This window comes from Staphylococcus hominis subsp. hominis (assembly GCF_002901845.1).
GTDB classification, from domain to species: Bacteria; Bacillota; Bacilli; order Staphylococcales; family Staphylococcaceae; genus Staphylococcus; species Staphylococcus hominis.
The window spans coordinates 69,298-80,366 of the sequence record NZ_PPQE01000029.1; the positions used below are offsets into that span (position 1 = coordinate 69,298).

The following is an 11,069-nucleotide window of genomic DNA, read 5'->3' on the forward strand; positions in this document are numbered from 1 at the left end:
GTCTCAAGCTCTTTTTGATTATAAGTTTTACCTATTAAATTTATAAATGATTGTACTAATAATGTTTTAAAGAAAAAGAGGATAGTTGATCGTATTTAAATAGATAGTATTCAGTTTTGTTTTTTCATTAACATCTATCATATTATTTTAAAAAAATAGTATGATATAATATAAAAAAATTGTTAAGGAGTTTATTGTGCAATTACATCACTCTTTTCATAAAAGTCCTAAATCCGCATTTTTATATCATTGGTTGGTAAGTGGAGTCACATTACTAATAGAGCTCATTATTTTAGGTGGTGGGTTGTATTGTTGGAAAGCATTTCACTGGCCCCATTTTATTTTTTATATTCTACTTGTATTAACTATTTGTTCTTTTATTCGTTTTATTCTACAACCCATCAATAGATACTCTTATAGATTTTATAATATAGAAAATAATAACATAGAAATTTTAAATACTTTTATTTTTAAAAGCTATAAAACAACAAAAATTGAAAGGTTACAACTTTTAAAGGTTAAAACAAATCCGTTATTGAAAAAGTTTAATCTTAAGAGAGTCATTGTTGTGACTGCAGGTCATGAACTCACAACACCTTTTGTTTCTAATAAAGAAGCAGAACGATTAATATTACATATCTTATCACAAATGCGAGGTAGTAATGATGATATTTAAACCTCAAAAATTACATCCGATTTCTTATTTCACAGGTCTAATAGATGTTATAAAGCAAAACATTTTTGTTATTATCGTGTTTATTGGATTTAATATATGGAATTTTGATTTTACAAATATTAGACATTATATTGGACCAGGTATCTTTTTATTGATTATTCTTTTTTCTATGATTAATCAATTTCAAAAAGTACGTCTAACGCGTTATTGGATAGAAAATGATCAATTTATAGTCACATCTGGATGGTTAAATAAAAAACGCAAAGAATTAAATTTGAATCGAATTCAATCCTTAGATACCACACAAGGACTGCTTAATCAATTAGTAGGTGGCGTACGATTACAAATTAAAACGCCGAGTGATGGTATTGAACTTGAAACGATTTCGAAACAACAAAGTGAATTGATTGAACGTACAATTAAAAAAAGACAACTTCAGTTAGACAGTCAAGAAATAGAGCCTGATAATAAGCCTAATAATAGCGAACAAGAATTAATATCTGAAGATAGTAGTAATAATGAAGTAATATTTAAAATGTCTAATAAACTGTTGATTTTCATGGCATTGACAAGTGGCGTGATAGGGGTAGCATTCGCCACTATTTCCCCCATTATAGGTGCGTTTGAAGATGTTATCCCGTGGGAAAAATGGACGTCTCGTCTTTTTCAATGGATACAGTCAGTTACGTTTTTAGTGACTATTATTATATTGACTGTACTTATATTTTGTTATGTTATAGGTACTCTAATTGTTGTTCTACGTTATTATAACTATACAATCACACAACGTGATAATGAGTTAAAAATTACTTATGGATTACTAAATGTAAAAAATATCACAGTGCCTATTGAACGATTACAAGCAGTTGTAGAAAAACAGTCATTTATTAGAAAGTTATTTGGATATACCTCTATATACTTTATTATTACAAGTGATTTAGAAGTTAAATCTAATGAAGATGTAAGTGAAAACGGAAAAATTATGATTCTTCCATTTATTAATAAAAAAGAGGCATATTCTATTATTAGAAAATTAATTCCTGAAATGCAATTTAACGCTATCACTGAAAATGTACCAAAACGAGGATATCATCGACATTTTTTTATACCTAGTATCATATTAATTCTTGGTGCAACTATAGGTGCTTACTATTGGAGTGTATGGAGTTATATGATAGCCATAATTATTATTATCTTTATGGCAATTTATGCGTATGTGTATATATCTGCTTCTGGATTATGCAATAGAAAAAATGAAATTGCACTTCGTCAAGTAAGTATGATGCATATTAATTCTTATTATTTTAAAAAGAATAAAATTATTGGTATGAATGTTAATCAAAATCCATTGTTAGAAAAGAGCCATTTAGCACATTTACATTTTATTATAGCTAAGGGTGCGGTAAATGAAGATATTAAGCTGAAATATGCTTCTGAAAAACAGGTTCAATTAAATATTGAGACCTATTTAGGAGGGTCTAAGATTGAGTGAACATAGTTTTATGAATACAAGTGGTCTAAAGGTGATGAGAATCACATCATTGATAGGCCTTATAATTATTACTGCTTTTTTATTTCTACTCAATATGATAGATGTTTATTTTACTCATATATCAAAACTTTCAATTAATATCATTGTTTCTGTAGTAATTATATTGCTTTATATCATACTATTTATTATTGTTATTCCGCTTCTGAGATATCATTATTTCAGTTATTACTATGATGAAAACGAGATTCATATTAAAAACGGTATCATAACTGTTGAAACAAATATTATACCGTTTTATAGAATACAAAATATAGAGGTCATAGAAGGATTCATAATGAGAAAATATAAGTTAGCACATCTTCATTTATCTACTGCAGGTGGAGAATGCAATATAGAACTAATTGCAAAAAAAGAAGCGATTTATTTAAAACAAATGATTCAAAATAGAAAACACGAACTATATGAATAATAAAGGATAATTAAGTGAGGTGTAGATATGATACATGGTATTGGTATTGATTTAATTGAAATTGACCGAATAAAAGACGTGTATATTAAACAAAGTGATAAATTAATACATAGAATACTAACAGATCAAGAACAGCAAAAATTTCACTCTTTTAAAAATGATAAAAGAAAATTAGAATTTTTAGCAGGACGATTTGCAACTAAAGAAGCATTTAGTAAAGCATTAGGAACAGGGTTAGGAAAAACGGTAGCATTTAATGATATTGATTGTTATAACGATGAAAAGGGGAAACCTTGCATCGAATATCCTGGTTTTATTGTTCATGTCTCGATTACGCATACACAACATTACGCAATGAGTGAAGTAATATTAGAAAAATAAACCATATCAATTTTTTATAAGTTTAAATAAGGAGGACTTCATATGTCAGATGTTGCTTATAGACCGACATATTTAAATGTAGATCTTGATGCCATTCTATACAATTATAATATTTTTAAAACACTTCAAAGTGATAAGTTAGTGATTCCTGTAATTAAAGCGAATGGATATGGATTAGGAAGTGTAAAAATAGCAGAGATTTTAGAAAATAATGGGGCTCAATTTTTTGCAGTTGCTACTTTAGATGAAGCCATTGAATTACGCTTACATAATATAAATGCTAAATTATTAGTTTTAGGTGCGATATCACCGAAAGATATAAATAAAGCGATTCAATATGACATTACTTTAACTGTACCTTCACAGTTTTGGTTAGAACGAGCGATTCATTATATAGAAGATAACTCAGATCATGTATATCTTCATGTGAAATTAGATACAGGAATGGGAAGACTAGGGATTAAAACGCTTGAAGAGTATCAGTTAGTCATTAATCTTATTAAAGAACATCCAACTCTTATTTTTGACGGCGTCTTTACTCACTTTGCCAATGCAGATGAACCTGGTGATTCAATGAAACAGCAATATGCATTTTTTGAAGAGTTGGTAACAAAAGCAGAGCGACCAAAATATATACATGCTCAAAACTCAGCAGGCGCTTTATTAGCAAATTGTAAATTATGCAATGCGTTAAGACTTGGAATTTCACTATATGGTTATTATCCTTCTGAGTATGTTAGAAATGAAGTTGATGTTCAATTAAAACCAAGTGCTAAATTAATGACTCAAGTTGTCCAAACTAAATATTTAAATCCCGGAGACTCTGTAAGTTATGGAAGTACATTCACTGCAACTGAAAAAATGAAAATAGCGGTTTTACCAATTGGATATGCAGATGGTTTCTTAAGAGCTATGCAAGGATTCGCCGTAAATGTCAATCAACATCAATGTGAAATCATTGGAAGAGTATGCATGGATCAAATGATTATTAGTGTACCAGATGATGTGAAAGAAGGAGATGAGGTTATTTTAATAGATAACAATTTAAATTCTTCACAAGCAGTAGAGGCATTAGCTATAAAACAAAATACAATTAATTATGAAGTTTTATGTAATTTAGGACGCAGACTTCCAAGAATATATTATTTAAATAAAAAATTTGAAGTTACAAATGAATTATTAAATTAGTATAGTCACTTGTTACAAAATTTGTTATTATAAAACTAAATTAAAGTTTATAATGTCTTGTTTGTATCAATTGGAGGTTCATAGTATGTTAACTTTTAATCAGAATAGAAGCCATAGTCTTGAACAATCACTAAAAGAAGGCTATGTCCAAATGGCCGATTTAAACCTCTCCCTAGCAACTGAAGCATTTCCATTAGAATGTGAAGCTTGTGATTGTAACGAATCTTATCTTACATCTAATTATAAAAGTGAATGATTAGAAGAGGCGATGTATATTTAGCTGATTTATCACCAGTTCAAGGGTCTGAACAAGGGGGAGTAAGACCTGTAGTTATCATTCAAAATGATACTGGTAATAAATATAGTCCTACAGTAATCGTTGCTGCGATTACTGGCAGGATTAATAAAGCGAAAATACCAACACATGTAGAAATAGAAAAGAAAAAATATCGTTTAGATAAAGATTCAGTCATTCTTTTAGAACAAATACGAACATTGGATAAAAAAAGGTTGAAAGAGAAACTTACATATTTATCAGAAGATAAAATGAAAGAAGTTGACGATGCATTGGATATCAGTTTAGGTTTACACGATGTTCGTCCTCAAAAAAATTAGTATTTTATATGTATAATCCAAAAAATATGAAATAAACTTTTAAAATAAATCAATTGTACTTTTGAAAAGTTTTAATTTGACTAAATTCGGTGGAATTCAATGATACTATTGAGTAAGTTTATGACTATTTAGAGATGTCGCAGTAGTTAACTGAATTGAAAATATTTAACTCAAGTTTTCAATTTCAATTAACCTTGCGGGGGTAAGACAGCATATTCACAAAATGAATACTGTCTTGCTCCCTTTTTAAGTAGAAGAGTTATTTTAGAATAATATACATTTGGCATTAATGAATAAATTTAAAATGTTGTATTGCGTCAGACAATATTTAAACATGTTTTAATCAGCTATGAAGTAAGGAGGCAAAATTCGTGGAAGAATTTAAAAAAAACTATAAGCAACTTATAGATGAGAGTTTGGTTACTAAAAATAAAGAACAATTTTTAAAGAAGTGCGATGAATTCACTGAAGAAGTAATCAAAAAGGATATTCTACCAGAGGATGTTGTTGATTTACATAAAACGTATATTGCTTCTTTAAATTTAAAAACATCTCAAATCTTAGATACATTAGATGTATTAGAAGAAGTAGTAAAAGGCTTTGGATATAGCTATAGAGATTATCAAAATTTAGTTGATAAAATGCAATTCCACGATAAAGAAATTGACTTAGCCTCTAGACTTCAACAAACGATGTTAAAAACAGATATTCCACAGTTTGATAGTATACAAATAGGTGTTATTTCAGTAGCTGCTCAAAAAGTAAGCGGGGACTATTTTAATTTAATTGATCATAGAGATGGTACGATGAGTTTTGCTGTAGCAGATGTTATAGGGAAAGGTATTCCAGCAGCATTAGCAATGAGTATGATTAAATTTGGAATGGATTCATATGGTCATTCACAATTACCAAGTGATGGTTTAAAACGACTCAATCGTGTGGTAGAAAAAAATGTTAATCAAAATATGTTCGTCACGATGTTTTATGGACTATATGAAGAAATGAATCATTTATTATATTGTAGTTCAGCAGGTCATGAACCAGGATACATTTATAGAGCTGAAACTGAAACATTTGAAGAAATTGAAGTTCGAGGAAGAGTACTTGGTGTAAGTCAACATACGCGATATAGTCAACAAGAAATTCCAATATATTTAGATGATTTAATTATTATTTTTACTGATGGTGTAACAGAAGCTAGAAATAAAAAAGGGGAGTTTATTGCAAAAGATACTGTTCTTAATTTAATTAGAAAATATAAGCATATGCATCCCCAAGATATTGTTCAAATCTTATATGAAGCCATTTTAAAAATACAAAATACGCAAAAAAGAGATGACATGACAATTTTAATAATAAAAAGAGTGAATTAATTATTTAATTTTTTGATTATATTATAATAATAATGGGTATAGTTGCTATAGTATACATATCGAAAAAGATTAGGAGTGTAAGTAAATGAATCTTAATATAGAAACGATAACCCATGATGATTATTATGAAGTTATTGTTGGTGGAGAGTTAGACGTATATACAGTACCTGAGTTAGAAGAAGTACTTGTGCCTATGCGCCAAGAAGGAAATCATGACATTCACGTGAACTTAGCAAATGTAAGTTATATGGATTCAACGGGTTTAGGCTTATTTGTAGGAACATTAAAGGCTCTAAATCAAAATGATAAAGAATTATATATTTTAGGTGTCACAGATAGAATTAGTAGATTATTTGATATTACGGGTTTAAAAGATTTAATGCACGTTAATGAAGGAACGGAGGTAGAGTAATTTGTCACTCAAAAATGATTATATTGAAATGAAGTTACCTGCCTCAGCAGAATATGTAAGTTTAATTCGCCTTACTTTATCAGGGGTATTTACAAGAGCAGGTGCTTCATACGATGACATTGAAGATTCAAAAATTGCAGTAAGTGAAGCGGTTACTAATGCTGTCAAACATGCATATAAACATAGTGAACAAAATGGTATGATTAATATTTGTTTTGAATTATTTGATGACAAAATTAAGATTATTATTTCAGATCAAGGTGAAAGTTTTGACTACGAATCTACAAAATCAAAATTAGGGCCTTACCAAGAAAACGAAAATATCGACTTCTTACGTGAAGGTGGACTAGGTCTATTTTTGATTGAATCATTAATGGATGAAGTAAAAGTTTCAAAAGAGTCTGGTGTAACAATTAGTATGATTAAGTATATAAAAAAAGAGCAGGTGCCAAATAATGACGAAAGAGTCGAAATCAGTTAATGAGATATCACCTGAACAAATTAACCAATGGATTAAAGAACACCAAGACAATATAAATCCTCATGCGCAAGATAAATTAGTTAAACATTATCGCAAACTAATTGAATCATTAGCATATAAGTATTCAAAAGGACAATCACATCATGAAGATTTAGTTCAAGTGGGTATGGTTGGTTTAATAGGTGCTATTAACAGATTTGATATATCTTTCGATCGCAAATTTGAAGCATTCTTAGTGCCAACTGTTATTGGTGAGATTAAAAGATATTTACGAGATAAGACATGGAGCGTTCATGTTCCTAGAAGAATTAAAGAAATTGGTCCAAGAATAAAAAAAGTGGGCGATGAACTTACGAATGAACTCGGACGTTCTCCTTCAATTTTAGAAATTGCGAACCGTTTAGAAGTAAATGAAGAAGAAGTGTTAGAAGCCATGGAAATGGGTCAAAGCTATAACGCACTTAGTGTAGATCATTCAATTGAAGCAGATAAGGATGGTTCTACAGTTACATTGTTAGATATTATGGGTCAACAAGATGATAATTACGACCTTACTGAAAAACGAATGATTCTTGAACGTATTTTACCAATCTTATCTGATAGAGAAAGAGAAATTATTCAATGTACTTTCATTGAAGGATTAAGTCAAAAGGAAACTGGTGAACGTATTGGACTTAGTCAAATGCATGTATCTAGATTACAACGAACTGCAATAAGAAAATTACAACAAGCTGCTAGGCAATGAAATTGAGGAGCGACCAATGAGTTCATATTGAATTCTATGTCGCTCCTTTTATTGTTAGAAAATGTATTGTAAAAATAAAGATATGTTAAAATTAAATAGAATTTATATACAAAGAGTGGTTATAACATGGAAAAGACATTAATTAATGATATTGTAAAAAAATATCAATTTTTAGAAAAACAAGTCATAGCTGTATTAAATCTATTAGAGGAAAATAACACAGTACCTTTTATTGCAAGATATCGAAAAGAAGCAACTGGTGGTTTAGATGAAGTTCAAATTAAACAAATATCTGATGAATATCAATATGTAGCGCATCTTCAAAAACGTAAAGAAGAAGTTATACATAATATTGAACAACAAGGTTTACTTACTAATGAATTAAAGCAAGACATTCTTCAGCAAACAAAATTACAACGTGTAGAAGATTTATATCGTCCTTTTAAACAAAAAAAGAAAACTAGAGCAACTGAAGCAAAACGAAAAGGATTAGCACCATTAGCTCACTTTTTAATAGAAGGACAAAGTATGAATGTACATGAAGAAGCTAGAAAATATTTAAGTGAAGAAGTTAAAACAGTTGATGAGGCAATTCAAGGTGCTCAAGATATTATTGCTGAACGTATTTCGGATAATCCTAAGTATCGACAACGTTTACTTAAAGACGTTTATTATCAAGGAAAGATTGTGACAACAAAGAAAAAACAAGCAAATGATGAAAAAGAGATATTTAGTATGTATTATGATTATTCTGAGCCTATAAAAAGAATAGCTAATCACCGAATTTTAGCAATGAATCGTGGAGAAAAAGAAAAAGTATTGTCAATTAAAATTGAATTTGATACTACTTCAATAGAAACATTTATACAATCGCAAGAAGTAAAAAAAGCTCATCAACTAGTTGAATATATTGAGTCTGCAGTTAAAGACAGTTTAAAACGTTTAATCATGCCTTCAATTGAAAGAGAAATTCGAAATGATTTAACTGAAAAAGCAGAGCATCACGCTATAGAAGTGTTTAGTGAAAATTTAAAACATTTATTATTACAGCCTCCTATGAAAGGTAAACAAATTTTAGGTATCGATCCAGCATTTAGAACTGGATGCAAATTAGCTGTTATCAATCCTTTTGGAACATTTATTGCTAAAAGTGTTATATATCCTCATCCTCCAAAATCTAAAATAGAATTGGCAGAAAAAGAATTAGTTAGAATGATAACTGAAAATAATGTTGAATTAATTGCAATTGGTAATGGTACAGCAAGTCGTGAAACAGAACAATTTGTAGCAAATGTAATAAAAAAATATCAAATAAATGCTCAATTTATTATTGTAAATGAAGCAGGGGCTTCTGTATATTCTGCCTCTGAAATAGCAAGAAATGAATTTCCAGAGTTTCAAGTTGAAGAACGAAGTGCAGTGTCTATTGGTAGACGTGTGCAAGATCCACTTAGTGAATTAGTAAAAATTGATCCTAAATCTATTGGAGTAGGACAGTATCAACATGATGTAAACCAAAAAGAACTTGAACAAGCGCTCACATTTGTCGTAGAAACTGCAGTTAACCAAGTAGGTGTAGATGTAAATACCGCTTCAAAATCTTTACTGCAATATGTTTCGGGATTATCAAGTACCATTGCTCAAAATATAATTGATTATCGTGAAGAAAATGGATCCATAAAGCATCATTCTGAAATAAGCAAAGTAAAACGTTTAGGTAGTAAAACGTTTGAACAAAGTATCGGATTTTTAAGAATTGTTAATGGTAAAGAACCATTAGATAATACATCTATTCATCCAGAAAGTTATCAAGCAACATATCAGTTTTTAGAAAGTTTACAGCTATCAATTGATGATTTAGGTTCAGATAAACTTAAACAAACACTTAGTGATATTAATATTGAAGAAAAATCAAATGAAATTGGAATAGGCAAACCAACACTAGAAGATATTGTAAAATCTCTTAAAACGCCAAATCGTGATCCTCGTGATAGCTACGAAACTCCACAGTTAAAATCTGATATATTATCAATCGAAGACTTGTCTAAAGGTATGAAGTTAAGTGGAACAGTTAGAAATGTAGTAGATTTTGGAGCATTTGTAGATATAGGTGTTAAACAAGATGGTTTAGTTCACATTTCAAAATTATCAAAGAAATATGTTAAAAATCCTATGGATATTATTAGTGTAGGAGATATAGTTGATGTTTGGATTTTAAATATTGATAAAAATAAAGAAAAAGTATCATTGACTATGATTAATCCTAATGAATAATAAAATGCTTCAAAAGTTAGTGGAAACAACTTCGCTTGATCATTTTAACCAACCTTTTAAACATAAAGCTTATTTTAATTCTCGATTACGAACAACAGGCGGACGATATGTATTATCTACACATCATATTGAGATTAATCCGAAGCAATTTTCTTGTTTTGGAAAAGATGCTTTAATAAATATCATAAAGCATGAACTATGTCATTATCATTTACATTTATCCGGAAAAGGTTATCAACACAAGGACCATGACTTTAAAATGTTAAGCAATAAAGTTCAAGCTCCAAGATTTTGTCAGCCGATTCAAAGCTATGAAGAAAGAGCAAATTATATATATCAATGTTGTAAATGTAAGACTACGTATCTAAGGATTAGAAAAGTTAATATTGATAAAATGAGATGTGGTAAATGTGGAAGTAAATTGAAATTAAAGATGTATTTATAAATAAATTTAAATATGAACAAATAAGATATTACTAATATAACAATGTCCTTTAAAAACCTACAATATTGTAGGTTTTTAAATTTTTTAATAAAAACTATTGACTTATGTTAAAAAAGTATGTATTATAGATATCGTTGTATTAATGAATGAGGTAAATATTAAAAAATAGTAAATTTATTTAAAATAATATTAAAAACTTATTGACTTTTTATTACAAATCATTTACAATAAATAATGTTCTCGATAATTAATAAATTATTGCGTTTTGCCAGCGGTCGTGGCGGAATGGCAGACGCGCTAGGTTGAGGGCCTAGTGGGAGAAATCCCGTGGAGGTTCAAGTCCTCTCGGCCGCACCAAATCAATTTCAATTATTATATACTGCGGGTGTAGTTTAATGGCAAAACCTCAGCCTTCCAAGCTGATGTTGTGGGTTCGATTCCCATCACCCGCTCCATTACAAATTTCAAATGAACATTGAAAACTGAATGACAATATGTCAACGTTAATTCCAATAAAG

General features: G+C 29.3%; 13 protein-coding genes and 2 tRNA genes. All 15 read left to right on the top strand.

Annotation, left to right across the window (positions count from 1 at the left end):
* Window positions 1-196: 196 nt before the first annotated feature.
* The 15 genes from CD034_RS09000 (at window position 197) to CD034_RS09070 (ending at window position 11,006) form a co-directional block, all read left to right on the top strand.
* Complete coding sequence (locus CD034_RS09000) at window positions 197-676, top strand: PH domain-containing protein (protein WP_002448666.1); 480 nt, start codon at window positions 197-199, stop codon at window positions 674-676.
* Window positions 666-2,168, top strand: a complete 1,503-nt coding sequence (locus CD034_RS09005) for a PH domain-containing protein (RefSeq protein WP_037554377.1) — start codon at window positions 666-668, stop codon at window positions 2,166-2,168. Before CD034_RS09000 ends, CD034_RS09005 begins: the two co-directional genes overlap by 11 nt.
* On the top strand, window positions 2,161-2,637 hold the full coding sequence (locus CD034_RS09010; RefSeq protein ID WP_065580927.1) for a PH domain-containing protein: 477 nt from the start codon (window positions 2,161-2,163) through the stop codon (window positions 2,635-2,637). Before CD034_RS09005 ends, CD034_RS09010 begins: the two co-directional genes overlap by 8 nt.
* A 27-nt stretch (window positions 2,638-2,664) precedes the next feature.
* Entirely contained in the window at window positions 2,665-3,018 is a 354-nt protein-coding gene (gene acpS, locus CD034_RS09015; protein ID WP_002448655.1) for a holo-ACP synthase, read from the top strand.
* A gap of 42 nt (window positions 3,019-3,060) precedes the next feature.
* A complete protein-coding gene (gene alr, locus CD034_RS09020) occupies window positions 3,061-4,206 on the top strand; it encodes an alanine racemase (RefSeq protein ID WP_002448692.1) in 1,146 nt (381 codons plus the stop codon).
* A gap of 85 nt (window positions 4,207-4,291) precedes the next feature.
* Window positions 4,292-4,462 carry a type II toxin-antitoxin system antitoxin MazE gene (mazE, locus tag CD034_RS09025; protein WP_002448681.1) on the top strand — a complete coding sequence of 57 codons (171 nt, stop codon included), beginning with the start codon at window positions 4,292-4,294 and terminating at the stop codon, window positions 4,460-4,462.
* On the top strand, window positions 4,459-4,821 hold the full coding sequence (locus CD034_RS09030; protein WP_017174798.1) for a type II toxin-antitoxin system PemK/MazF family toxin: 363 nt from the start codon (window positions 4,459-4,461) through the stop codon (window positions 4,819-4,821). Before mazE ends, CD034_RS09030 begins: the two co-directional genes overlap by 4 nt.
* 371 nt (window positions 4,822-5,192) lie before the next feature.
* Complete coding sequence (locus CD034_RS09035) at window positions 5,193-6,194, top strand: SpoIIE family protein phosphatase (RefSeq protein ID WP_002448679.1); 1,002 nt, start codon at window positions 5,193-5,195, stop codon at window positions 6,192-6,194.
* A gap of 85 nt (window positions 6,195-6,279) precedes the next feature.
* Window positions 6,280-6,606: an anti-sigma factor antagonist gene (locus CD034_RS09040; RefSeq protein WP_002448686.1), complete on the top strand. Its 327-nt coding sequence runs from the start codon at window positions 6,280-6,282 to the stop codon at window positions 6,604-6,606.
* A gap of 28 nt (window positions 6,607-6,634) precedes the next feature.
* Window positions 6,635-7,087 carry an anti-sigma B factor RsbW gene (gene rsbW, locus CD034_RS09045; protein ID WP_049335593.1) on the top strand — a complete coding sequence of 151 codons (453 nt, stop codon included), beginning with the start codon at window positions 6,635-6,637 and terminating at the stop codon, window positions 7,085-7,087.
* Window positions 7,062-7,832 (top strand): RNA polymerase sigma factor SigB, encoded by a 771-nt coding sequence (gene sigB, locus CD034_RS09050; protein ID WP_002455074.1) that lies wholly within the window; start codon window positions 7,062-7,064, stop codon window positions 7,830-7,832. The genes rsbW and sigB overlap by 26 nt, the downstream gene beginning before the upstream one ends.
* Window positions 7,833-7,958: 126 nt before the next feature.
* On the top strand, window positions 7,959-10,106 hold the full coding sequence (locus CD034_RS09055) for a Tex family protein (protein WP_064207383.1): 2,148 nt from the start codon (window positions 7,959-7,961) through the stop codon (window positions 10,104-10,106).
* A complete protein-coding gene (locus tag CD034_RS09060; RefSeq protein ID WP_019835624.1) occupies window positions 10,099-10,551 on the top strand; it encodes a SprT family protein in 453 nt (150 codons plus the stop codon). Before CD034_RS09055 ends, CD034_RS09060 begins: the two co-directional genes overlap by 8 nt.
* 271 nt (window positions 10,552-10,822) lie before the next feature.
* Window positions 10,823-10,908 (top strand) — tRNA-Leu (locus CD034_RS09065).
* A gap of 24 nt (window positions 10,909-10,932) precedes the next feature.
* Window positions 10,933-11,006, top strand: a tRNA-Gly gene (locus CD034_RS09070).
* Window positions 11,007-11,069: the final 63 nt, after the last annotated feature.

Coding starts and splice junctions, on each gene's coding strand:
- sigB (WP_002455074.1), top strand. CDS start 7,062: ATGACGAAAGAGTCGAAATCAGTTAATGAGATATCACCTGAACAAATT.
- mazE (WP_002448681.1), top strand. CDS start 4,292: ATGTTAACTTTTAATCAGAATAGAAGCCATAGTCTTGAACAATCACTA.
- CD034_RS09055 (WP_064207383.1), top strand. CDS start 7,959: ATGGAAAAGACATTAATTAATGATATTGTAAAAAAATATCAATTTTTA.
- CD034_RS09040 (WP_002448686.1), top strand. CDS start 6,280: ATGAATCTTAATATAGAAACGATAACCCATGATGATTATTATGAAGTT.
- CD034_RS09060 (WP_019835624.1), top strand. CDS start 10,099: ATGAATAATAAAATGCTTCAAAAGTTAGTGGAAACAACTTCGCTTGAT.
- CD034_RS09030 (WP_017174798.1), top strand. CDS start 4,459: ATGATTAGAAGAGGCGATGTATATTTAGCTGATTTATCACCAGTTCAA.
- rsbW (WP_049335593.1), top strand. CDS start 6,635: ATGAAGTTACCTGCCTCAGCAGAATATGTAAGTTTAATTCGCCTTACT.
- alr (WP_002448692.1), top strand. CDS start 3,061: ATGTCAGATGTTGCTTATAGACCGACATATTTAAATGTAGATCTTGAT.
- CD034_RS09005 (WP_037554377.1), top strand. CDS start 666: ATGATATTTAAACCTCAAAAATTACATCCGATTTCTTATTTCACAGGT.
- acpS (WP_002448655.1), top strand. CDS start 2,665: ATGATACATGGTATTGGTATTGATTTAATTGAAATTGACCGAATAAAA.